This window comes from Polaromonas sp. P1_E11 (assembly GCF_056405995.1).
Genome location: NZ_JBFUBA010000001.1, coordinates 1,396,936 through 1,420,814 on the forward strand (window position 1 = coordinate 1,396,936; position 23,879 = coordinate 1,420,814).

Here is a 23,879-nt window from a genome sequence, read left to right on the forward strand (position 1 = left end):
TCACTTCACCGCACCGAATGTCAGGCCCTGCACCAGCTGTTTCTGGCTGAACCAGCCGAACACGACGATGGGTGCGATCGCCATCAGCGAGGCGGCTGACAATTTGGCCCAGAACAGGCCTTCAGGGCTGGAGTACGAGGCGATCAATGTCGCCAGCGTGCCGGCCTTGGCCGAACTGAGGTTGAGCGCCCAGAAGGCCTCGTTCCAGCTCAGCACCAGGCAGAGCAGGCCCGTCGAAGCGAGACCGCCTACCGACAGCGGCAGCACCACATGGCGAAACTCAGTCCAGAGGCTCGCACCGTCCATGCGTGCGGCTTCCAGTATCTCGTTCGGAATGTCCTTGTAGGCGCTGTAGAGCATCCACACCATGATCGGCAGGTTCGCCAGCGTGAACACGATGATCAGCGCTGTGAGCGAATCCAGCAGGCCCGCGGTCTGCGCGAGAACGTAGATCGGCACCAGCGCGCCCACCGCCGGCATCATCTTGGTGGAAAGCATCCACATCAGGATGTCGCGCGTCCTCTTCGTACGGAAGAAGGCCATCGAGTACGCGGCGGGTGCCGCGATCAACAGGCCGATGAGGGTTGAACCCAGGCTGGTAATGAGCGAGTTGCGCGCATACAGCAAATAGTCGCTGCGGCGCTGCACTTCACTGAAGTTGTCGAGCGTGGGCTCGAAAATAAAGAGCGGCGGCACATGAATCGCCTGCAGTTCGGTCTTGAACGCTGTAAGAAACAGCCAGCCGAGCGGAAAGAACAGCAGCAGCGCCACGGCCCATGCGCCCACGGTGCGCAGCAGTTGCGGAAGGAAGTTGCTTGGTTGCATGACTCAGTTGCTCCACCGCATAGGGGTCAACACAAGGCTCATTCCAGGAACACCACGGAACCGGCTCTGCCGGGCCGTTGGTGTTGCCCCCTGCAAGGGGGTTGGCAAAGCGACACGAAGTGCGCGAAGACTGGGGGTGTGCGTCATTTTTTCAGTCGAGGTTCTTGCCGACGATGCGAATGAGGAACACCGCCACGATGTTGGCCACCACGACCGCGAACAACGCACCTGCCGATGCCACACCCACGTCAAAGTTCATCAGCGACTGCTTGAAGATCATGTAGGTGAGATTGGTGCTCTCGTTGCCCGGGCCGCCATTGGTGGTGATGGCGATCTCGGCGAACACGCTGAGCAGAAAGATCATTTCGATCATGATCACGACCGCCATCGGCCGGCCGAGGTGCGGAATGATGAGATAGAAGAAGCGCTGGAACGAACTTGCACCGTCCATGCGCGCCGCTTCCATCTGCTCGCGGTCGAGCGACTGCAGCGAGGTAATGAAGATCAGGCAGGCAAAGGGCAGCCACTGCCAGGCCACCATGATGATCACCGACAACAGCGGCACATCGGTGAGCCAGTCGACCGGTTGCGCGCCGAAAAAACGCCAGAGGTCGGCAAGCACGCCGTAGATCGGGTTCATCATCATGTGCTTCCACAGCAATGCGTTCACTGCGGGCATGACGAAGAACGGCGAAATAAGCAGCACGCGCACGATGCCCCGCCCCGGGAAGGGCTCGTTCACCAGGAGCGCGAGCAGCACGCCGAACACCACCGTGATGGCGATCACGCTGCCGATGAGCAGCAGCGTGTTCCAGGTCGCGGGCCAGAAGTCCGGATCGGTGATGAAGTACTGGAAGTTCTCGATGCCGACGAACGGATGGTCGCCGGGCTGCATGAGGTTGTAGCTCACGAACGAGAAGTACAGGGTCATCACGAGCGGCACGATCATCCAGAGGAAGAGCGTGAGCACTGCGGGCGCCATGAGCGCGCGAGGCAGGAGGCGGTTCATGTTGTGGGTCCCGGGGGCGTCAGGGCAGAACTGCCGCGAACCCGGCTTCGCCGGTCCGCGGGCAGGGCATGCTGCCTGTGGGTTTACTTGTAATACCCGGCCTTCTTCATCTCACGCTCGGCGGCCGTCTGTGATGTCTTCAGGGCCTGGTCCACCGTGACCTTGCCCGACAGCGCGGCACTCATCTGCTGGCCCACCGCCACGCCGATGGCCTGGAACTCGGGAATGGCGGCGTACTGCACGCCGACGTAGGGCGACTTGGGCAGCGTGCTGTCGCTCAGGTTGGCGCTGTCGATGGCCTTCTTCTCGGCGGCAGCAAACTTCGCAACCTTCTGGAACTCGGGGTTTGCGTAGGTCGACTTGCGCGTGCCGGTGGGTACCGTCCCCCAGCCATGTTCTTTGGCGACCAGATTGATGTACTCCCTGGAAGTAGCCCACTTCACGAAGGTCTGGGCAGCCGCGCCCTTGGTCGAGCTGGCCGGAATGGCCAGGTTCCAGGTCCACAGCCAGTTAGCGCCTTTGGGCGTGACGGCAACGGGTGCCTGGGCAAAGGCCACCTTGTCGGCCACCTTCGACTGCTTCGGATCGCTGATGAACGAGGCGGCGATGGTTGCGTCCACCCACATGCCGCACTTGCCTTCGTTGAAGAGTGCGAGGTTTTCGTTGAAGCTGTTGGCCGAGGCGCCGGGCGGGCCGTAGGCTTTCATCAGGTCCACGTAGAAGCCGATCGCGTCCTTCCAGGGCTTGGTGTCGATCTGCGGCTTCCACTGCATGTCGAACCACTGGCCGCCGTTGGTATTGACCAGCGTGGTCAGGAAGGCCATGTTGTCGCCCCAGCCCGGCTTGCCGCGCAGGCACATGCCGTACACCCCGGCTTTCGGATCGTGGATCTTGCCGGCCAGTTCCTTCACCTGAATCCAGGTGGGCTGCTCGGGCATCTTGAAGCCGACCTTGTCGGCGAGGTCCTTGCGGTACATGAGCATCGAGCTCTCGCCATAGAACGGCGCGGCGTAGAGCTTGCCTTCATGCGACAGGCCGGCGCGGATGGCGGGCAACAGGTCGTCGACGTCATAGGCGGCATCGGTGGCAATGGGCTGCAACCAGCCCTTCTTCGACCAGATCGGCGCTTCGTACAGGCCGATGGTCATCACGTCGAACTGCCCGCCCTTGGTGGCGATGTCGGTGGTGACGCGCTGGCGCAGCGTGCCTTCTTCGAGCGTGACCCACTTGAGTTTGATGTCAGGATGGGCCTTCTCGAAAACCGGCGTGAGCTTCTGCATTTCGATCATGTGGCCGTTATTCACCGTCGCCACCACGAGTTCGGTCACGGCATGGGCCATGCCGGCGCCCGAGAGTGCAAGCACCAGGCCTGCCTGGATAAAACGCTTCATAAGGGTGTCTCCTTCGTTATGTCAGTCGAAACGGCCGCTTTGCCGTTCACTGCATTTTGAAGAAAGGTCCTTGCGGGTTTGATACCAGATCAGGGCACTTCAATACTTTATTGCATTGAAGGAGTGGTAATTTCCCTAAACCTCGCATTATTAGATGCAACAAATTGTCAAGACCGACGTGACGCGCACTGCCAATCCAGGCCGCCAGCCTGCGTCGCTTGCTCAAGAGGCAGAAAAATGAAATCGGTCGGCGCAGACACGACCACCGGTCGCGGCGCTATTTGCGCGCGACAGCTGAAGCCGGCACCAGCTTGAGTGGCCCGTAAAAGGCCTGCAGCTGACCCTCGTTCTTTTCGCCTTCGGTAAAGACCGCGAAGCTAAGCAAGGCGCCCGGATCTTCGCCAAAGGCCTTGCGGTAGTCGGCGCGAATGTCACGCTCGTAGCTGCGCCATTCGTTGTAGCCGTGGTCGCCCGAGTCGACAATGATCTTGCGGATACGGTCGGTGCGGTCGTTGACGACGACTTCACCCGGCCGGTTGACGCGTGACCACGAATAAACCAGCGTCGCGAACGGCATTTCTTCGCCGGTCAGCAGCCGGCTCAGCTCGGACAGCAGGGAATTTTTCATCGACAGCCGCGAGCGGTCGCCTTCGAACGCGAGCACCACCCGCACCGGCACGTCCTCGAGTTGCGGCAGCGCAAGGTTGGTGCCCGCACCGGCGTCTGGCACGTTCCAGGAAAAGCGCACGAGGCCAAGCTGGTCGGGCTCGATGCGGTGGCGGTGGCGCAGGATGCTGCCGGACGCCTCGACCTTTGCGAGCACTGCGTCGCGGCCTTCATGGCGCACATAGCTGTAGCTGGCCGGCTGCTTGCCCGGCACGCGGAAGATTTCCCACCTGAGGTCGTCCGGCTTGAGCTCGCCGGCCTTGGGCGGTGCCGACATCTCGGCCCAGGCGGTGCCGGTCACCCCCTCCGCCGGGCCGAGCGTGCCGCCGCGGCTAACCGGCTCATCGACATCGGTGTCCTCGTCGGGAGCCGGGCGTGTCGCGCAGCCGGAGACCAGAGCCAGCGCGAAAAACGCTGCGGCGAGCATCGAAAAACGGGGGGAAAGGCGGCGAAGCGGAAGGGAAAAAGACATGATGCGAAGCCATCGAAAAATCGGCGAAGTGGCAAGTTGACCACGGAAGCGCGCGCTCCCGCAATGGAAAAACGCACACTTTTGCGGTATTCAGCCGGCAATCTTGCGCAGCAGGCCGGCGGTCGAGCCGTCAAGACCGGAGGCGTCCCCGCTGCGCAGGCGTGGCTCGATGTCTTTGGCCAGCACCTTGCCGAGCTCGACGCCCCACTGGTCAAAACTGTTGATGCCCCAGATCGCACCGCTGACAAACACACGGTGCTCCTGCAGGGCGATCAGCGCGCCCAGGCTGGCCGGGGTGAGCCGCTCAAGCAACAGGAAAGTACTGGGACGATTGCCGGGAAAATGCCTATGGCCTCCGACCTCTTCTTTGCCGGTCATCAAGGCTTGCGCTTGGGCCAGGACGTTGGCCAACAATTTGGCGTGATGCCCCGGCAGGTCGTGCGGTGCGTGCGCGGCTGTTTTGACCGCCACAAACTCGACCGGCACGACCGACGTACCCTGGTGCAGCATCTGGAAATAGGCGTGCTGGCCGTTGGTGCCGGGCTCGCCCCACAGCACCGGGGACGTTTCAAACGGCAAAGCCTTGCCGTCCGCATCTACGCGTTTGCCGTTGCTCTCCATCTCCAGCTGCTGCAGGTAAGCCGGCAGGCGGCGCAGGGCGCTGCTGTAAGGCGCGATGCTGCGGCTGGTGAAACCATGAAAGTTGCGATACCAGACGTCGAGCAGACCCAGGCGCACCGGCAGGTTGCGCTCCAGCGGTGCGGTGCGAAAGTGCTCATCCATGGAGTGCGCGCCGGCCAGCAGCTCGCGAAAGCCGGCTGCGCCAATGGCGATGGCCACCGGCAAGCCGATGGCCGACCACAGCGAATAACGCCCGCCTACCCAGTCCCAGAAACCAAAGGTAGTGCTGATGCCGAATTCGTTGGCCGCCGCGACGTTGGTTGTCAATGCGGCGAAATGCCGGCCAATGTCGCGTCCGCCCTGCGCCTCAAACCAGCGCCGGGCCGAATGCGCGTTGGTCATGGTCTCGGTGGTGGTGAAGGTTTTGGAAGCGATCAGGAACAGTGTGCTTTGCGGCTTGAGCCCCTTGAGCACGGTAGCCAGCTCGTCCCCATCCACATTGGAGACAAAGTGAACGCGTTTGCCGGTGGCGGCGAATTCGCCGAGCGCCAGCACCGCCATTTGGGGCCCCAGGTCGGAACCGCCTATGCCGATGTTGACGACATCGGTGATGGCGGCATCCGCGCGCACCTGTTCGGCATACGCCAGCATCGCATCCAGCGTGGTGTGAACCTGGGCCAATTCGGTTGCTATATTTTTAATAGCTGCCGGCGCACGTTCATATTGGGCTACGGCCGGATTTCGCAGTAAAAAATGCATCACTGCGCGCTTTTCGGTGCCGTTGATCAGCTCCCCGGCGAACATGGCGTCGCGGTGCTGCTCCAGCCCGCACGCACGCGCAAGGTCAAACAGCAAGGCCTGGCTGCCGGCATCGATCAGGTTTTTGGAAAGATCCGCAAAAACGTGGGGGGCGTCCTGGCTGAAGCTGGCGAAGCGATCCGGGTCGGCAGCAAATGCAGCCTTCAGGTCGAAAGTTTTGCCGGAAGCGGCATACAGCGCCTGCAGCGCAGGCCATGCAGAAGTCTGGTCGCAACGCAGTCGGTTCATGACGTGTCCTGTGCGGGAGGTTATGCGGCCAGCATCAGCTGCTCAAGCTTCACGGCATCGGCCGCGAAAGCGCGAATGCCTTCAGCCAGCTTCTCGGTGGCCATGGCGTCTTCGTTGAGAGCGTAGCGGAATCCGGCTTCGTCAAAGTTCACTGGAGGCAAGTCCAGCGCCGCTGCGGCTTTGGCATCGAGTGCGCGCGGCAACGCGGTATCGCTGGCGGCAAGCTGGGCCAGCAGTTCCGGGCTGATGGTCAGGAGGTCGCAGCCGGCCAGTGCAGTGATCTGGCCGACGTTGCGAAAGCTCGCGCCCATCACCTCGGTGGCAATGCCGAAGTGCTTGTAGTGGTTGTAGATCTCGCGCACCGACTTCACGCCGGGATCGTTGGCGCCAGCCATGGCGGCTTCGTCCCAGGCGGCGCCGGCAGATTTTTTGTACCAGTCGTAGATACGGCCGACAAACGGTGAGATCAGCTGAACCCTGGCCTGGCCGCAGGCGATGGCCTGGCAGAACGAAAACAGCAGCGTGAGGTTGGTGTGGATGCCGCGCTGTTCCAGCTTTTCGGCCGCCTGTATGCCTTCCCAGGTGGCGGCGACCTTGATCAGCACGCGGTCAATGTGAATGCCTTCAGCCTGGTAGAGCTCGATGATGCGTTCGCCGCGCGTATACGTGGCGTTGGCGTCAAAGCTCAGGCGGGCATCAACCTCCGTCGAGACCCGGCCCGGAATGATGGAAAGGATTTCGCAGCCAAAACGCACCAGCAGACGGTCCATGACTTCATCAAGCGCCCGGCCCTTGAAGCGGCTCACGGTGTCTTTCAACAACGGCTGGTAGTCGGTTTTTTGCACCGCCTTGAGGATGAGGGAAGGATTGGTGGTGGCGTCCTGCGGCTTGAACTGCCCCAGTTGCTTGAAGTCGCCGGTATCGGCAACCACGGTGGTGAACTGTTTCAGGGCGTCAAGTTGGTTCATGGCAAGGTGGCAGGTCAAAAAACGCGGAGTGGTCCGGATGACACACCGTGCGGCCGCTTACAAAGGCGTTTCACGGGTCCGGTATCGAGTTACCATTATGCCCATAGAATATGAAACTTTATTACCAAGACAATTTTTTACCATGAGTTTTGACCTCATCCTGTTTGGCGGCACCGGCGACCTGGTGTGGCGCAAGATCATGCCGGCCCTGTTCCAGGCCTTCCGCCACGGCTCGTTGCCGGAGGGCGGGCGCATTGTGGGCGTGGCACGCGACGATTTGTCGGACGACCAGTACCGCGCGCTGATCAAGTCCCGGTTTGACAATGTCGAGCTGGCCAAGCGGCCGAGCGAAGAGGAGTTCTCGCGCTTCGCGGCGATGTTGGGCTACCTGCGCATGGACTTGTCCAACCCGGCCGACTATGCCGCGCTGGCTGCGAAACTGCAGCAGCGGCCCGCCGACGTGGTGGTAATGTACGTGGCCACCGCGCCCAGCCTCTTCACCACGGTCTGCGAGCAGATCGCCGCCGCGGGCCTGAACGGCCCGCAGACACGCGTGGTGCTCGAAAAGCCGCTGGGCCACGACCTGGCATCCAACCGCGCCATCAACAAGACGGTACGCAGTGTTTTGAGCGAGCAGCAGATCTTTCGCATCGACCACTACCTGGGCAAGCCCTCGGTGCAAAACCTGTTTGCACTGCGCTTTGGCAATTCGCTGTTTGAGCCGCTGTGGCGCCGCGAGACGATTGCCAACATCCAGATCACCATTGCCGAAGACCTGGGCGTGGAAAAACGCGGTGCGTTTTACGACAGCACCGGCGCGCTGCGCGACATGGTGCAAAACCATGCGCTGCAGCTGCTGTGCGCCATCGGCATGGAGCCACCCATCAACTCGCACGCCGATGCCATCCGCGACGAGAAACTCAAGGTATTGCGATCGCTGAAAGCCTGGACGCCTGAAACGCTGAGCCAGCATGTGGTGCGCGGCCAGTACGCGGCCGGCAACATCGACGGCGAGGCCGTTCCCGGCTACCGCGACGAAAAAGGCGTGCCCCCTGACAGCAGGACCGAAACCTTTGTGGCCCTGCGCACCGAGATCGCCAACTGGCGCTGGGCCGGTGTGCCGTTTTATATCCGCACCGGCAAGCGCCTGGCTGGCCGCGACGCGCACATCGAGGTGAACTTTCGCCCCGCGCCGCACGCGATTTTCAAGTCGGCGCTGGCCGGCTCCAATGTGGCCAACCGGCTGGTGATCAACCTGCAACCCAAGGACGGCCTGGAGCTGCACCTGCTTGCGCAGGGTGCCGACCAGCGCACGGGAGGCCGCGGCACGCCTTCGCTGGCGCCGGTGCAGCTGGACCTGGATTTCGACAAACGCTTTGGCTCCGAGCGCGTGGGCGCTTATGAACGACTGCTGCTGGATGTGATCGACGGGCGGTTGAATCTTTTTGTGCGCAGCGACGAACAGGAAGAAGCCTGGCGCTGGGTCGAGCCCATCATGGACAGCTGGAGCAACCAGGCCAGTGCGCCACGGCCTTATGCCGCCGGCACCTGGGGCCCCAGTGCTGCGAGCGCAATGATTGCGCGCGATGGTTACTGCTGGTCCGAAGAATGTTAAGTATGTGGCCCCCACGGTCGCTCGCTGCGCGTAGCTCCCTGCCCCCCGAGGGGGCCGCTGCGCCTGCGGCCCGGCAAAGCCGGTTCCGCGGCCCCTGCTGGTTGGGGAAGATGCCAAGTGCCACTGGAGGCATACCCCGTGCTTGATCGAATTAAGGCCTCGTTGCCTTCGCTGGCCCCTGCGGAGCAACGTGTGGGCCGCCTGGTGCTGGCCGACCCGCGGGCTTTTGCCAATTTGCCGATCACGGAGCTGGCGAGCCGCTCGCATGTGAGCAAGCCGACAGTGGTGCGGTTTTGCCGCAGCATGGGTTATGACGGGCTGTCGGACTTCAAGCTCAAGCTGGCGGGCAGCGTGAGTGAGGGCGTACCGTTCATCCACCGCAGCGTGGACGCGGACGACAAGACCGGCGACGTGATGGTCAAGGTGATCGACAACACGGTGGCGGCGTTTTTGAAATACCGCAACGATGCGAGTTCCGTAGCCGTTGAACGGGCCGCCGACGCGTTGCTGGCCACTTACAACACCGGCAAGCGGATTGAGTTCTTCGGCGTGGGCAACTCTGGCATCGTGGCGCAGGATGCGCAGCACAAGTTCTTCCGCCTGGGCATCACCAGCATCGCCTACAGCGACGGTCACATGCAGGTGATGAGCGCCTCGCTGCTGGGGCCGGGCGACTGCGTGGTGGTGATCTCCAACTCTGGCCGCACGCGCGATTTGATGGACGCCTGCGACATCGCCCGCAAGAACGGCGCGACCACGATCGTCATCACGGTCACCGGCTCGCCGTTGGCCGCGGCCGGCAACATCCACCTGGCAGCCGATCACCCCGAGGGCTACGACCGCTACAGCCCCATGGTGTCGCGCCTGATGCACCTGATGATCATCGACATCCTGGCAACCTGTGTGGCACTGCGCATCGGCAGCAAACTGCAGCCGTTGCTCAAGGAAATGAAAAACAACCTGCGCAACAAGCGTTACGCCTGAGACGGGCACAGACAGGTGAGGCGCAGGCGTGGCCTGCGTCCCGCCCGTGATAACGGCCCCTTGGAGTATGAAGAAGAAATCGCTCGAAGCCTATAAAAGACGGGCGCAATCAGCTATCAAATTAATAGCGATCAGCGCAGTGGCAGCGAACGTTCAACAATTCCCGCAAACAGCGCCGAGCCCAGCGGCAGCACGCTGTCATTGAAGTCATAGCAGCTGTTATGCAAAAAGCGGCTGCCCACGCCGCCCACGGTTCCGCCTTTGCCATCGGGCAACTGCTCGCCCTGGCCCAGGCGCAAGTAGGCACCCGGCTTGACCCTGAGCATGAAGGAAAAGTCTTCCGAGCCCATACTGGGCTCAAGGTTGCGCACAACGTTCTCTGCCCCCACGAGTTGTTCGGCGACACTGGTGGCCAGCTCGTATTCGACCGGTGAGTTGATGGTGGCCGGGTAGATCCGTTCGTATTTGACGGTGGCCGTGGCGCCAAAGCCCTGCGCCACTGCGGCGCACAACTCCTTGAGGCGCCGCTCGACCAGGTCCTGCACTTCCGGTTTGAAGGTGCGTACCGTGCCGACCAGTGTGGCATTGCCGGGCACCACGCTCATGGCGCCCAGGTCGCCTGCCTGGACAGCGCAAATGCTGATCACGGCGTTGTCCATGGCCTTGACGTTGCGCGAGACGATGCCTTGCACCGCTGTGATGATGTGAGCGGCCACCAGCACCGGATCGACCGTGAGATAGGCGTGTGCTCCATGGCCGCCCTTGCCGGTAATCTCGATGGTGATGCGGTCGGCCGCGGCCATCATGGGCCCGGGATTGATCCCGATGGTGCCAGGCTGCATCGCAGGCCAGTTGTGCATGGCGTAAATGGCCTGCACGGGAAAACGCTCGAACAAGCCGTCCTTGATCATCGCATCGGCCCCGCCACGCCCTTCTTCCGCGGGCTGGAAAACCAGCACGGCATCGCCGGCAAAATTACGCGTCTCTGCGAGGTAACGGGCGGCGCCTACCAGCATGGTGGTGTGCCCGTCATGCCCGCAACCGTGCATCAACCCGGCCTTGGCGGACTTCCAGCCAAACTCGTTGTGTTCCGTCATGGGAAGGGCGTCCATGTCAGCGCGCAATCCGATCATGGGCTTAAAGCCGGGTTGCCCGGAAGCCTTGGCTGGCTGCTGACCCTTGATGACGGCCACAACACCTGTTTTACCGACACCGGTGTGCACCTCGTCAACACCGCATAACTTGAGCGCATGCACTACCCGGCTGGAGGTATAAACCTCTTCAAACCCGAGTTCCGGGTGCGCATGCAGGTCACGCCTGAAAGCGGTCAGTTCGGGGTGGTACTGCGCTATTTGCGCAAAGGCGCGGCCGGAGGCGCGAAGCGGAGAGGGGCGGTCCGGGTTTGCAATATCTCCCGCTGCGGCGGGCTGAATGGATGAAGCACTTGGAAGATTGGCCGGAGCGCGCATGTCAGTGGAGTCCCGAGTTCAGCAGGTTAAATACTAGTCCTGGAGGGATAGCGGTGCAAATCCAGGGGTTTGCGAAACGTGCAGCAATTCCGGAGCCATTGCGGGCGTGGCCACGATGCTTGCAGTTTTGCTTTTGAGGCTGACGGGGCCGTACCATGCCTTGGTGATCTGGCGCGTGTTGTCGCTGTCAGTCATGATGGCGACACCGACCAAAGCGCCGGGAGGCTCGCCGAAGGCCTTTTGGTAGTCGGCACGAATATCACGCTGGTAATCGAGCCAGCGATCCAGGCGGCCGGGACCGGATTCGATCACCACTTTGCGGATCCGGTCGGTCCGTGTATTGATGATCACGCTTTCTGGCGCGCTGTGAGAGCCCCAGACATACATGAGCGTCGCGTAAGGCAGCGGCTCGCCTGTCAGTGCCAATGCCAGTTCTGAAAGCATGGCGTTCTTGGCGGAAAACTTCGACCTGTCGCCTTCAAAAGCCAGAACCACACGCACGGGTGAATCATCGCTGTCGCGTTGCGTCATGTCCGCACCCGCAATCATCTTCGGTACCTTCCAGGAAAAGCCCAGGGTTCCAAGTTCTGCAGACTCTATGCGCAGGTTCTGCCGCAGCATGCTGGCGGCGCTGTCGGATTCACCGAGGATGGCATTGCGCCCGTCCAGAAGCACAGCGCGATAACGGGTCGACTTCTTGCCCGGAAAGGTACAGTGCTGCCATTTGATGACGTCTGCGTTGGCACCTGTGGACGACGCAGAAGTCCAGTCAACGTTCGCGCCTGCCGCAGGTGCGGAAGACTCGAATCCCGCACAACCCGCAATCAGTAGCAGGCATCCTGCCGCCAGCAGGCGCAAGGCACACGAAAAAAAATGGCGATGTGGCAATGACATGGAAAGATTAGGAACGCTGTGTCCTGGTATCAGTTGCGTATTGGCCTGAATGGCAAACCTCGGTATTTAACGCGGCAGATGCAGAAAAGTTTCACAAATTCCAACGACATACCAGCATCGGGCACGTAAACGTATCTTTCTTCACGAAAAAAGCCGTCCCGGGTTACCCCGGGACGGCTTTTAGATTCTCATCAGAAACTGGCTTAAGCCAGCTTCAGATTAGAACGTGTGGCGAATACCAGTGGCCAGCAGCGAACGCTTGCTGGTGGTAGCGGCATTCACGCCAGACTCAACCTTGGTGTTGATGTAACCAGCGTACAGGGTGGTGCGCTTGGACAGATCGTACGTGCCGATCAGGCTGTAGCCCTTACCCTTGTTGGTAGAACCGCCGCCTTCGCTCTTGGCGCGCTCGTAGCCAACGGCCACGGTTGCTGCACCGAAGGGAGCGCTCAGGCCGATTTGGTACTCTTTGTCTTTGAGCGTGTTGTTCTTGGCGGTGTTGTAGCTACCCACCAGTTTGACAACGCCGAAGTCGTAGGTTGCGCCGAGCAGGTTGTACTTGCGCGAGTCAGCAGCAGCAGCGCCAACACCAGCAGCAGGACCGCCGGTAGCGCCAGAGAACATGGTGGAAGCAGCTGCTTCTTTTTCACGCTGATATGCGTAACCGACCAGCAGAGGGCCGTTAGCGTATTTCAGCTGAACGCTGGAGCTGTTGGAAGCAGAAGCGGTAGCCGTCTTGTCTTCGCCGAAACCATAAACCACCGAGCCGCTGAAGCCGCCGAAATCAGGCGAGTCGTAACGCACGGAATTGTTAACACGGTTGCTGTAGTCTTGAATGCCCGTGCCCCACACAGTGCCGGTCTGGGCAAAGGTGTTGGAGTCATAGGTATTGTTGGTAGCGCCGCGGAGCGAGTCATAAGCGCTGTACTGACGGCCCAGGCGAACTTCGCCGAAGGAGCCCTTCAGGCCAACAGATGCAATGCGACCAAACAGGGTGCTGGTTGCGCCGGCAGCAGATTGACCGCCATTGTTGGCAGATGCGCCGGTAGAAATGTCAAAACCGCTTTCCAGCGTGAACACTGCAGCCAAACCGCCGCCCAGATCTTCGCTACCACGCAGGCCCCAACGCGAGCTGCTCAAGCCGCTGCCATTGATCTGGCCTTGGCTAATTTTGGTTTCGGTACCGGCGGTAGACACTTTGGTAACGTTTTGGCCGATGTAGGCATCAGCAACGCCGTACAGGGTCACGGAGGATTGGGCATGCGCGACGCCAGCGGTTGCAGCGAGTGCAGCCAGGGCGATAAGGGTCTTTTTCATTGAGAGTTTCTCCAAGGTTAAACATAGGGCTCCGGCACGGGGACCAATTCAGACTTACGCCTTCATGGCACCACCAGAGACCCGGGCCAACCCCCTTTTCGGGAAGTTGGGTCTATTGCACCAGACTGGGCTCCAATTCGCAAAGGAATGCCCGAAAAAACAGTCAAGCCGTTGTGCTCAAACCACAAACGGACAGTGACCCGTGGAAAAGAAACAACGCCAGCGAAAACCCGGGATTTCTGCTTGCCAGAATCTGGTTTTTGGCCCGATTTCAGTCGATCCAAAGAAAAAAGCCGTTTCACTGAAACGGCTTTTAGATGAAACCGGGACAAGCCCGGTTTAGATCAGACCTGGATTAGAACGTGTGGCGAACACCAACGCCGTAGGTGCTGGTCTTGCGATCAGCTACACCGGCACCGGTTTCCTTGCCGCTCTGAACACCAGCGTACAGGTTCGTACGCTTGGAGAGCGCATACAGACCAGCCAGGCTATAGCCGGTACGCTTCAGCTCGGAAGCACCAGCGGGGCGGGTGCTCTTGGAGCGGGCATAACCGCCGGACAGCGTAAACGTGCTGTTGACAGGGAAGTCCAGACCAATTTGGTACTCGGTCGCTTTGTCCTGTGCCAAGCCGGTCACGGGGGTGGTGCCGTTCTTCACGGTACCGTAAGCGCCAAGCAGCTTGACCACGCCGAAGTCATACGAACCATTCAACTGCGTGTACTTGATGGCAGTGCTGGCACCAGTGGCTTTTTCGGTCTGATAGGCCAAAGAAGCACCGATGGGGCCGCTTGCATAAGCAATGTTAAAGCTGGCGATCTTGCCGGCGCTGACAGTAGCGGTTTTGTTTTCGCCGAAGCTGTACATCGCAGCAGCAGAGAAACCGGCCAGATCTGGGGTCTGGTAGTACACGGAATTGCCGGGACGATCCTGGTAGCTGTTGCTGGCCCACACGCTGGTGGAAGGCGCGAACAGGAGCGAGTCGAAGCCAGCAGCGCCGGAGCCCTTGACCATGTCGTACGGGGTCCACATTTTGCCGAGCTTCAGTTCACCGAAGCCACCAGACAGACCAACCCAGGACTGACGACCAAAGATTGCATTGGAGGTCGCGCCGGTATAGGGGTTGGTGTAGCTGTTCGAAACACCGGTGCTGGGGTCAAAGCCGGCTTCCAGCAGGAAGTTGGCTTTCAGGCCGCCGCCGAGGTCCTCGGAGCCCTTCAGGCCGAAACGGCTGGTCTGCAGACCACCACCGCTACCGGAAAAAGGATGTGCAACGTTCACGCCGGACTGGCTGAGGTTGTTGTCCTTGACGGTACCGACCCAAGCGTCCACGAGGCCATAAACAGTCACGGTGGACTGTGCAGAAGCCATGCCGGAAACGGCCAGTACTGCCAAAGCAACTAGGCTTTTCTTCATCATTAGAAAATCTCCAAAAGGTGGAAAACAAACACTGCTACGAATAAACATTTATAAGGGCTCAGTGACTACCCTTAGGCCAATTTAACCAAAGAGTCACAAATCACACCAAGCCTTATCTCTACTATTAGCAACGTTCATACCTGAGTTGTTGGTCCCCAACAACGCATCATATTTTTCGCACACTGGAGGTGCGCATTCGAGGGAGCCGGCAGAACCGGCTCGTACGAGGGAGATTTCGACACTGCCGATACAGGTCGCCCCAAAGCAGGGCAATCGCCCCAAGGACGCCCCGCCTTGGTGAAAAAATCAATCCCAAAGTTGTACAGCCCGCATAACTTCCCGAAAATCGAACAAGGGCGCAATGAACGGGATAACGCCATGAACTGTTGTAATAGCGAGTCACTCCCGCGCCGCAAGCTCGCCAAAGGCCAGGGATTAGAGATCAAACCCTAGCCAGCAATTGAACGGATCTGCGTCATTCTCCAGCCCCGCATAAAACAGGCTTGGGCATCATGGTTTCAGAGGCAAACCCCACAAATCTGACAGCCCCCGCAGCTTCACTGCCGGCATCAGCCAGGGCAAGAAAACATCGGGTTTTCCCCTGTCGCAAAAGTGATACCCCCGGTATTCACACTCTTTACGGTTCACACCTTCACCATTAATCTTCCCTTCACAGAGATGGCCTGCAGGGTAACGACAGGCGTCAAGATATCCCGTTATTTTCCGCTTCCTCAATCAATTACAACTCTTGGAGACTCCATGAAAAAACTGACCCTCGTTGCAACTGCGATCATGGGACTGCTGTCCACTTCCGCTGCCATGGCACAAAGCACTGTGACCGTCTACGGCATTGTTGACGCTGGCTACAACCGTGTGAGCGGTTTGCGTCAAGGCACCGTGAACACCATCGCCAGCGGCATCATGGAAGGCTCGCGTTTCGGCCTGCGTGGCACCGAAGACATCGGCGGTGGTTACAAAGCCATCTTCACGCTGGAAAACCGCTTTGAAGCAGATACCGGTGCACTGGGCAACAGGACAAATTCGGGCACACAGTTGCCCGATCGCATGGTCAACGCCAATTTGCTGGTACCCACCTTTTCCGCCGCACAGCAAGCTGGCTTACAGACAAACTTTTTCACACCCATTGCCGCCAGTATCGGCGGCACCCTCGGCGTCAACACGGCCAATAACCTGTTTGACCGCCAGGCTTTTGTCGGCCTGATCACTCCGGTTGGCGCTATTACGCTGGGCCGTCAGTACACCCCAGGCTATCTGGTTGGCGCCACCTTCGACGCCTCGCAAACCCAGTCCAGTCTGGCTGCGGGTCAGGTTGCGAGCTTCCCACCTGCCTTTGATATTCGCCTGAGCAACACCGTTCAGTACGCCATCCAGACCAGTGGTGTAACCGCCTCGTTGATGTATGGCGCCGGTGAGGCAGCTACCGCCACAGTCGGTAATTCAGCCAGCCGTTTCCTGGGCGGAATGGTGATGTACAAGGCTGACGGCTGGTCAGTCGGCTTCGGTCACAACACGAAGAACAATAGCAGTGGACAGAAATCCCTGACCAACAATGTTTTGGGCGCGACCGTTGACGTCGGCCCAGGCACCATTTATGGTCAGTACGCCACGATCAAGGATGAAAACCCGGACGCTTTGGCACTGATCGCCCCGAGCTTGTCCACCCCAGCAGCGACCGCCGGTCTGACGGCTTTGGGCACCAATGCAGCGACGATTCTTGCAGCGTACTCCAACGCGCTGCGCCAGGACGCCAACCTCATGCACATCGGCTACCGCATGACCACCGGCCCGCACACCATCGTGGTTGCCTACAACCGTCTGGATGACAAGCGTCCCAATAATGCTGACACCTCATCGTATGGTGCAACCTATACCTACGCGCTGTCCAAGCGAACCAACCTGAATGCCGTGCTGACACGCTTCAGCAACAAGGGTTTGGGCCAGGCAGCCCCTGGTGGCAACGGCTTCCTCGGCGGCGTGACGTCTACAGCGGGTACCAACTCCACCAACCTCGCCTTGGGCATTCGCCATACGTTCTAAATGCAGAGGACATGGCCGGGCTGTCTTCCGGCCTCCCTTTCATAAAAGCCCCCGCATGGGGGCTTTTTCTTTGGCCGCTTCCATTCCACCGGACGAGGGATAACATGGGAGCATTCCCCCCAAGAACCGAAGCACCATGACCACCGCACTTGATACCGCGCTCAATGCCGCCGACGGCGCCCTGCGTACGCTTTTTGCCGCCCCGCGCGCCAGCCGTACCTGCCCTACCGTACCTGGTGAGAAAACCGAGCTTGCCGCGCAGGATAAGGCGCGCTCAGGCGCACTGATGCGCGTCAACCACGTGGGCGAAGTCTGTGCGCAGGCCCTGTACGCCGCGCAAGCTTTAGGTACCCGCGACCCGGCCCTGCGCGAGCACTTCCTGCAGGCCAGCCGCGAAGAGGGCGACCATCTCGCCTGGACAAAGACCCGGCTCGACGAACTCGGCGCCCGACCGTCCCTGCTCAATCCGCTCTGGTATGCCGGCGCCTTCGGCCTGGGCCTGGTCGCGAGCCGGCTCGGCGACCGCCTCAGCCTGGGCTTTGTCGTGGAAACAGAGCGCCAGGTTGAGGCTCACCTGGCAAGCCACCTGGAGCGCCTGCCGGCAGGCGACCACGAGTCGCGCGCCATCGTGGCCCAAATGAAAGACGATGAAGCGCTGCATGCACGCGATGCAGAGCAGGCCGGCGCGCTGCAATTGCCCGAGCCGGTCAAGGCCCTGATGCGCTCTGCGGCACGCGTCATGACGACAACGGCGCACTACATCTGAAAGATTCCGCTGAAGCGCAAGCTGATGCAGATCCAGTAGCTATATATTTGATAGCTGCTTGCGCCCGGCCATAAAGGGCTGCAAGCCAAAATCATCTCAAATTTCGATGACCTCAAGGCTGGTCGTGATCTCTGCCGTTTTCGCCAGCATGATGGTGGCCGAGCAGTATTTGTCGTGGCTCATGGCGACCGCGCGTTCCACTGCGCTGGTGGCCAGGCCTCGCCCTGTGACGACAAAATGCATGTGGATTTTGGTGAACACCTTGGGGTCGACAGGCGCTCTTTCAGCACTCAATTTGACCGAGCAGCCGCGAACATCCTGGCGGCCACGCTTGAGGATCAGCACCACGTCATAGGCCGTGCAGCCACCGGTGCCGGCCAGCAAGGTTTCCATGGGCCGGGGTGCCAGGTTGGCGCCGCCGTTTTCCGGTTTGTCGGCGTCGGGCGCACCGTCCATCACCAGGGTGTGGCCGCTACCGGTTTCAGCCAGAAAGCTCATGCCGGAGCGCGATCCTGTGACCGCCGTCGGGCCCGTCCAACTCACCGTGCATTCCATGAATCTCTCTCCTCATGCATAAAATTTATGATTAAACCGTGAAAAATGTCGAATTTCCGCCACAAGATATTGTGCAGCGCAACATCCGCCCGCTATACTGAAATCATCGCATCAAGATCAGTTGTCCGGCAACTCAGGGTCTTTTTGCACCGGTTGTCTCCTCCACCTCCTCTAAGGGTGGATTTACAGGCCCAGACTGCAAAGTCTGGGCCTTTTTTCTTGCCCACTATGATGTCAGGCTGCGAGAAAAACATGCCAACCCACACCAAACAAGCCACACGCCCTGTTCCCGAAGTCACCAAGGCAGCCAAAGCTCCGGGGAAACCTTCCGGCAAAACGTCGAAGCCCGCGCTGAAACCAGCCGACTACCTGAAAAAGATCCTGACAGCCCGGGTTTATGACGTGGCAGTGGAGTCCGCGCTGGAGCCCGCCAAAAACCTGAGCCTGCGCCTGAAAAACACCGTGCTGCTCAAACGCGAAGACCAGCAGCCGGTGTTCAGCTTCAAGCTGCGCGGTGCCTACAACAAGATGGCTCACCTGAGCCCCGGGCAGCTCAAAAAAGGCGTGATTTGCGCCTCGGCCGGCAACCATGCGCAGGGCGTTGCACTCAGCGCGCAAAAGCTCGGCACACGCGCCGTGATTGTGATGCCCACCACCACACCGCAACTCAAGGTCGACGCCGTCAGGGCCTGGGGCGGCACTGTCGTGCTGCACGGAGAAAGCTATTCCGACGCCTACGCCCACGCCGTAGTGCTCGAGAAAAAGCAGGGCCTGACCTTTGTGCATCCGTTTGACGACCCGGACGTCATCGCAGGTCAGGGCACGATCGCCATGGAAATCCTCATGCAGCTGCAAAGCCTCGGCTCCAGCAGGCTCGACGCCGTGTTTGTTGCCATCGGCGGCGGCGGGCTTATTTCCGGCGTAGCCAACTACATCAAGGCGGTGCGGCCCGAGATCAAGGTCATCGGCGTACAAATGAACGACTCCGACGCGATGCTGCAGTCAGTCAACGCCAAAAAGCGCGTGACCTTGAGCGACGTCGGCCTCTTCGCCGACGGCACGGCCGTCAAGCTCGTGGGTGAAGAAACCTTCCGTATCAGCCGCGAACTGGTCGATGAATTCATCACCGTCGACACCGACGCCGTCTGCGCCGCCATCAAGGATGTGTTCGTCGACACCCGCAGCATCGTCGAACCATCCGGCGCGATGGCCGTGGCGGCCGTCAAGCAGTACGCAGCCACCTACAAGACCAAGGGCGAAACCTACGCCGCGATTTTGTGCGGTGCCAACATGAATTTCGACCGCCTGCGTTTCGTCGCCGAGCGCGCCGAAGTCGGTGAAGAGCGCGAAGCCCTGTTCGCCGTGACGATTCCCGAAGAGCGCGGCAGCTTCCGGCGCTTTTGCGAAGTGATTGGCGAACTGCCCGGCGGGCCGCGCAGCGTGACGGAATTCAACTACCGCATCAACGACGACGCCAAAGCCCATGTCTTCGTGGGCCTGACCACCTCGGCCAAGGGCGAGAGCAGCAAGATCGCCGCAAATTTCTCGCGCCACGGCTTCAAGACGCTGGACCTCACGCACGACGAGCTCGCCAAGGAACACATCCGCCACATGGTGGGCGGGCACAGTGCGCTGTCCAAAGACGAGCGCCTGCTGCGCTTCATCTTCCCGGAGCGGCCGGGCGCGCTGATGAAGTTCCTCTCCAGCATGCGGCCGGGCTGGAACATCAGCCTCTTCCACTATCGCAACCAAGGCGCCGACTATGGCCGCATCCTGGTGGGCCTGCAGGTGCCCAAGGCCGACAACAAGGCCTTCAAGGATTTTCTGGACACGCTGGGCTACCCTCACGTCGAGGAAACCGCCAACCCTGTTTACCGGCTGTTCTTGCAGAGCTGACCGCAAAACTGACCGTAGAGCCGACAAGCCCATCCGCCATGAGCACACAGGCCGCATCCCAGGCAACATCCGCTCTGGCCAACACCTCGGTGTGCCCCCGCTGTGGCGCCGGCCTGCGCTGCGGCATGGTGGCCGGGGATGCGGAATGCTGGTGTGTCAAGCTGCCTCACGTCATGCCGGTTCCCGACCAGCGATCTCCCTTACCTGAAGGCAGCACGCCGTCATGCTTCTGCCCCGCCTGCCTTAAACAAATCACCGATGAACGCACCCGACTTTCCGCCCCTTCTCCTGCCCGCGATTGAGCCGACTGCCGACCTCCGGCTGGAGGCGGAGCTGCGGCACAAGATCGACCACAAAACCAAGCCGCTGGGCGCGCTCGGTCTGCTCGAAAGCGTGGCGCTGCAGCTGGGCCTGATCCAGCAAAGCGAGAACATCACGCTGCAAGCTCCCCAAATGGTGGTTTTCGCGGCCGACCATGGCATTGCCGCCGAAGGCGTTTCGGCCTTTCCGCAGGCTGTCACGGTGCAGATGGTGGGCAACATGCTGGCCGGCGGCGCCGCCATCAACGTCTTCGCGCGCCAGCACGGCTTTGCCTTGCACGTGGTGGATGCCGGCGTGGCGGCGGACCTGCCCGCGCACCCGCAGCTGTTGCAGCGCAAGATCGCCCACGGCACCCAAAACATCTGCAGCGGACCTGCGATGTCGCACCTGCAAACCCGCGCCGCGCTCACGGCGGGCATGGACATCCTGCAAGCGCTGCCCGGCAACGTGGTGGCGTTTGGCGAAATGGGTATCGCCAACACCTCGCCTGCCGCCCTGTTGCTGGCACGCCTTGCCGGCATCAGCATCGACGACGCCACGGGGCGCGGTACCGGCCTTGACGACCAGCAGCTGCAACGCAAGCGCGCCGTGCTGTCGCGCGCGCTGGCCCGTCACGCCGACGCAACGCAGCCTCTGGATGCATTGGCCGCCCTGGGCGGCTTTGAAATCGCCATGATGGCCGGCGCCATGCTGCAGGCCGCGAGCGAGCGCCGCGTGGTACTGGTCGACGGCTTCATCGCCGGCGCTGCTGCGCTGGTGGCCCGTGCGCTCGCGCCCGCGGTGCAGGACTACATGGTGTTTTGCCACCGTTCCGATGAGCACGGTCATCGCCTTCTGCTGGCGCACCTGAAAGCCCAACCGCTGCTCGAGCTCAAGCTGCGCCTCGGCGAAGGCACGGGCGCACTGCTGGCGTGGCCCCTGGTGCAGTCGGCAGCCGGCTTTCTCAATGAAATGGCGAGCTTTGACTCAGCCGGTGTGAGCGGGCGGGAAGACGCATAAACCATCATGGGCCCCGCATGACATCCATCACCCTGTTTGTCCGCGAGTTCCTGCTCGCCGTCCAGTTCTTCACACGCATCCCCATCACGGGGCGGCTGGCAGCCTGGGTGGGCTACAGCCCGGAGTTGTTGCGCGCCAGTGCCGGCCACTTCCCCGGCGTCGGCATTCTGGTCGGCCTGTTTGCTGCTGCCGTGTACGCACTGTTTCAGGCGGTGCTGCCCGACACCACGTTTTCGCCGCTCGTGGCCGCGGCTTTTTCCACCGCCGCCACCGCGCTGCTGACGGGCGGCTTCCATGAAGACGGCCTGGCCGATGTAGCCGACGGCCTGGGCGGCAGCCACGACAAGGGCCGCGCACTCGAAATCATGAAAGACTCGCGCGTGGGTGCCTTTGGCGCCATGGCGCTGGTGCTCGCCCTGCTGTGCAAGGTCGCGCTGCTGGCCATCCTCGGCTCGGTCGAAGGTGCGCCCGCCGGCTGGGGCGACTGGGAAGAGGCACCCTTTGGCAGCTGGTATGCCTGTACCGCGCTATGCACAGGCCACATCATGTCGCGCGGCCTGCCGCTGCTGCTGATCTACCTGCTGCCGCACGTGGGCGACACCGCCCTGTCCAAATCCAAGCCGCTGGCGGACCAGATCTCCCCCGGCAGCCTGCTGGTGGGTTTTTCCTGGTGCCTCGCCGCGCTGGCCCTGGCCACCTTCGTGCTCGACGTCATGAACCTCATCGTCGCCTGCAGCTTTGCCGTGCTCGCACTGCTGTGGATGGGCCGCTTCTTCAAGCGCAGGCTGCAAGGGTTCACCGGCGATTGCCTGGGTGCCACCCAGCAGGTTTGCGAAATCGCCTTTTACCTGGGCCTGGCCCTGAGCTTATGAAACGAGCCCCCACGCTTGTCACTTCGTGTACTGCGCTGCCCCCCGAGGGGGCCGCTGCGCCTGCGGCCCGGCAAAGCCGGTTCCGCGGCCCTGGCTGGTATTTGCAGCGCTGCCCCAGGCCGGTCTTTGAATGAAACTCTGGCTGGTTCGCCACGCAAAGCCCCTGATTGACGCCGGCGTTTGCTACGGCCGGCAGGATGTAGCGGCCGACGCTGAGGCGACCGCCAAATGCGCCCGAATGCTGGCAGAGATGCTCCCTCTTGCGACCAGGGTCGTCAGCTCCCCGCTACAAAGATGTGAGCACCTTGCGCTCGCCCTGAGCGGCTTACGGGCCGATTTGACCTATAAAACCGACCCGCGATTGCAGGAGATGGACTTCGGCAGCTGGGAAGGCCGCACCTGGCAAGACATCGGCCCCGCCGACCTGCGGGCCTGGACCGACAGCTTCGCCATGCATGCCGTGGGCGGTAGCGGCGAAAGCACCATGCAAGTGATGGCGCGCGTGGCCTCGGCCTTTGACGAGTTGCAGGGCGAAGCTGATACCTTGTGGATAACCCATGCTGGCGTGATCCGCGCTGCGGAACTGATTGCACGTGGCCAGCGTCAGATCACAGGGGCAGACGAGTGGCCGATCAATGCACCCAGCTATGGACAATGGTGCAAACTAGACCTGACATGAACACCCCGGTTGCCTACTCAACATCGACCTGACACAACAACGCATCAAAGGCATCAAACAATGGCAGCAACTCTGGATGGTCAGCTCGTGGTGGCAATCTCTTCACGCGCGCTGTTTGACTTTGAAGAAGAAAACCAGGTTTTTGAAACCGGCATGACTGCCGAGCCTTTGCCAGGCGCAAAAAAAGACGCAGCCTACATGAAGCTGCAGCTCGAGCGGCTGGACGTGCCGGCCAAGCCCGGCGTAGCATTTTCGCTGGTCAAAAAACTTCTGGCCTTCAACGAGGTACCCGAAAGCGCCGGGGAAGCGGCCAGCCCGACGGCGCCCGCCCAGCGCGTCGAGGTCGTGATCCTCTCGCGCAACGACCCGGTATCGGGGATGCGCGTTTTCCGTTCGGCCCAGCACTACGGCCTCAAGATAGAACGCGGCACCTTCAACCGCGGCGAGGCGCCCTGGCGCTACCTGAAACCGCTGCACGCCAATCTGTTTTTGTCGGCGCATCTGAGCGACGTGCGAGACGCCCTGCTGGCAGGCGTTCCGGCTGCACAGGTCTATCCGCATTCGGTGCGCGCCAGCGATGCACACCCCAATGAAGTGCGCATCGCCTTCGACGGTGACGCGGTGCTGTTTTCGGACGAGGCCGAACGCGTCTTCCAGGCACAGGGCCTGTCAGCCTTCCAGCAGCATGAGCGCGACAAGGCCACACAACCGCTGCTGGCCGGCCCCTTCAAGCCCCTGCTCGAAGCGCTGCACCGCCTGCAACAGGTCGGCACCTCGCACATGCGCATTCGCACAGCCCTGGTCACCGCCCGCAGCGCGCCCGCACATGAGCGCGCCATCCGCACGCTGATGGACTGGAACATCGAGGTCGATGAAGCCATGTTCCTGGGGGGTCTCGCCAAGGGCGAATTCCTGCGCGAATTCGAGCCTGACTTTTTCTTCGACGACCAGACCGGTCACGTGCACTCCGCCTCGCAGCATGTTCCCTCGGGCCACGTGGCCAGTGGTGTTTCCAACCAGCTTTCCTGAGCCGCGAAA

22 protein-coding genes are annotated in these 23,879 nt (G+C 61.2%); 11 read left to right on the top strand and 11 right to left on the bottom strand.

Features of this window, described 5'->3' with window-relative positions:
• From AC1D11_RS06845 to tal, 6 genes are all read right to left on the bottom strand, one after another.
• Entirely contained in the window at positions 1-825 is an 825-nt protein-coding gene (locus AC1D11_RS06845) for a carbohydrate ABC transporter permease (RefSeq protein ID WP_477649677.1), read from the bottom strand.
• A 151-nt stretch (positions 826-976) separates the two neighbouring features.
• Complete coding sequence (locus tag AC1D11_RS06850; RefSeq protein WP_431095102.1) at positions 977-1,834, bottom strand: carbohydrate ABC transporter permease; 858 nt, start codon at positions 1,832-1,834, stop codon at positions 977-979.
• An 83-nt stretch (positions 1,835-1,917) separates the two neighbouring features.
• Positions 1,918-3,225, bottom strand: a complete 1,308-nt coding sequence (locus tag AC1D11_RS06855) for an ABC transporter substrate-binding protein (protein ID WP_477649676.1) — start codon at positions 3,223-3,225, stop codon at positions 1,918-1,920.
• A gap of 277 nt (positions 3,226-3,502) precedes the next feature.
• Complete coding sequence (locus AC1D11_RS06860; protein WP_477649675.1) at positions 3,503-4,363, bottom strand: DUF3047 domain-containing protein; 861 nt, start codon at positions 4,361-4,363, stop codon at positions 3,503-3,505.
• A gap of 90 nt (positions 4,364-4,453) precedes the next feature.
• Positions 4,454-6,031, bottom strand: a complete 1,578-nt coding sequence (gene pgi, locus AC1D11_RS06865; protein ID WP_477649674.1) for a glucose-6-phosphate isomerase — start codon at positions 6,029-6,031, stop codon at positions 4,454-4,456.
• Between the two features lie 20 nt (positions 6,032-6,051).
• Entirely contained in the window at positions 6,052-6,999 is a 948-nt protein-coding gene (tal, locus tag AC1D11_RS06870) for a transaldolase (RefSeq protein WP_477649673.1), read from the bottom strand.
• 142 nt (positions 7,000-7,141) lie between these two features.
• Here tal and zwf point away from each other — a divergent pair, with 142 nt between their 5' ends.
• Complete coding sequence (zwf, locus tag AC1D11_RS06875) at positions 7,142-8,614, top strand: glucose-6-phosphate dehydrogenase (RefSeq protein ID WP_457282601.1); 1,473 nt, start codon at positions 7,142-7,144, stop codon at positions 8,612-8,614.
• A gap of 138 nt (positions 8,615-8,752) precedes the next feature.
• Entirely contained in the window at positions 8,753-9,598 is an 846-nt protein-coding gene (locus AC1D11_RS06880) for a MurR/RpiR family transcriptional regulator (protein ID WP_457282600.1), read from the top strand.
• A gap of 131 nt (positions 9,599-9,729) precedes the next feature.
• Here the strand turns inward: AC1D11_RS06880 and AC1D11_RS06885 are convergent, their stop codons facing one another.
• The 3 genes from AC1D11_RS06885 to AC1D11_RS06895 all read right to left on the bottom strand — a co-directional run bounded on the left by AC1D11_RS06885 (position 9,730) and on the right by AC1D11_RS06895 (position 13,278).
• Positions 9,730-11,067, bottom strand: coding sequence for a M20 aminoacylase family protein (locus tag AC1D11_RS06885; RefSeq protein WP_477649672.1), 1,338 nt, complete (start codon positions 11,065-11,067; stop codon positions 9,730-9,732).
• A gap of 33 nt (positions 11,068-11,100) precedes the next feature.
• On the bottom strand, positions 11,101-11,961 hold the full coding sequence (locus AC1D11_RS06890; protein ID WP_477649671.1) for a DUF3047 domain-containing protein: 861 nt from the start codon (positions 11,959-11,961) through the stop codon (positions 11,101-11,103).
• Between the two features lie 219 nt (positions 11,962-12,180).
• Positions 12,181-13,278 carry a porin gene (locus tag AC1D11_RS06895; RefSeq protein ID WP_477649670.1) on the bottom strand — a complete coding sequence of 366 codons (1,098 nt, stop codon included), beginning with the start codon at positions 13,276-13,278 and terminating at the stop codon, positions 12,181-12,183.
• 202 nt (positions 13,279-13,480) lie between these two features.
• Between AC1D11_RS06895 and AC1D11_RS06900 the strand changes: the two genes are divergently transcribed.
• Positions 13,481-13,621, top strand: a complete 141-nt coding sequence (locus AC1D11_RS06900) for a hypothetical protein (protein ID WP_477649669.1) — start codon at positions 13,481-13,483, stop codon at positions 13,619-13,621.
• A gap of 12 nt (positions 13,622-13,633) precedes the next feature.
• Here the strand turns inward: AC1D11_RS06900 and AC1D11_RS06905 are convergent, their stop codons facing one another.
• The gene (locus AC1D11_RS06905) at positions 13,634-14,695 is read right to left on the bottom strand and encodes a porin (RefSeq protein ID WP_477649668.1); all 1,062 of its coding nucleotides are present in this window, start codon (positions 14,693-14,695) and stop codon (positions 13,634-13,636) included.
• 759 nt (positions 14,696-15,454) lie between these two features.
• Between AC1D11_RS06905 and AC1D11_RS06910 the strand changes: the two genes are divergently transcribed.
• Positions 15,455-16,753 carry a porin gene (locus tag AC1D11_RS06910; RefSeq protein WP_477650976.1) on the top strand — a complete coding sequence of 433 codons (1,299 nt, stop codon included), beginning with the start codon at positions 15,455-15,457 and terminating at the stop codon, positions 16,751-16,753.
• Between the two features lie 136 nt (positions 16,754-16,889).
• Positions 16,890-17,519, top strand: coding sequence for a 2-polyprenyl-3-methyl-6-methoxy-1,4-benzoquinone monooxygenase (coq7, locus tag AC1D11_RS06915; protein ID WP_477650977.1), 630 nt, complete (start codon positions 16,890-16,892; stop codon positions 17,517-17,519).
• A gap of 96 nt (positions 17,520-17,615) precedes the next feature.
• On the opposite strand, the gene AC1D11_RS06920 is transcribed toward coq7, so the two are convergent.
• On the bottom strand, positions 17,616-18,074 hold the full coding sequence (locus AC1D11_RS06920) for an OsmC family protein (RefSeq protein ID WP_477649683.1): 459 nt from the start codon (positions 18,072-18,074) through the stop codon (positions 17,616-17,618).
• Between the two features lie 252 nt (positions 18,075-18,326).
• Between AC1D11_RS06920 and ilvA the strand changes: the two genes are divergently transcribed.
• From ilvA to AC1D11_RS06950, 6 genes are all read left to right on the top strand, one after another.
• Positions 18,327-19,970: a threonine ammonia-lyase, biosynthetic gene (gene ilvA, locus AC1D11_RS06925; protein WP_477647562.1), complete on the top strand. Its 1,644-nt coding sequence runs from the start codon at positions 18,327-18,329 to the stop codon at positions 19,968-19,970.
• A 38-nt stretch (positions 19,971-20,008) separates the two neighbouring features.
• Positions 20,009-20,272, top strand: coding sequence for a cysteine-rich CWC family protein (locus tag AC1D11_RS06930; protein ID WP_477647563.1), 264 nt, complete (start codon positions 20,009-20,011; stop codon positions 20,270-20,272).
• Complete coding sequence (gene cobT, locus AC1D11_RS06935; protein ID WP_477647564.1) at positions 20,229-21,290, top strand: nicotinate-nucleotide--dimethylbenzimidazole phosphoribosyltransferase; 1,062 nt, start codon at positions 20,229-20,231, stop codon at positions 21,288-21,290. Before AC1D11_RS06930 ends, cobT begins: the two co-directional genes overlap by 44 nt.
• Before the next feature lie 17 nt (positions 21,291-21,307).
• Complete coding sequence (locus AC1D11_RS06940) at positions 21,308-22,162, top strand: adenosylcobinamide-GDP ribazoletransferase (RefSeq protein ID WP_477647565.1); 855 nt, start codon at positions 21,308-21,310, stop codon at positions 22,160-22,162.
• A gap of 130 nt (positions 22,163-22,292) precedes the next feature.
• The gene (locus AC1D11_RS06945; protein ID WP_477647566.1) at positions 22,293-22,841 is read left to right on the top strand and encodes a histidine phosphatase family protein; all 549 of its coding nucleotides are present in this window, start codon (positions 22,293-22,295) and stop codon (positions 22,839-22,841) included.
• Between the two features lie 60 nt (positions 22,842-22,901).
• On the top strand, positions 22,902-23,870 hold the full coding sequence (locus tag AC1D11_RS06950) for a 5'-nucleotidase (protein WP_477647567.1): 969 nt from the start codon (positions 22,902-22,904) through the stop codon (positions 23,868-23,870).
• The last annotated feature ends 9 nt before the right edge of the window (positions 23,871-23,879 follow it).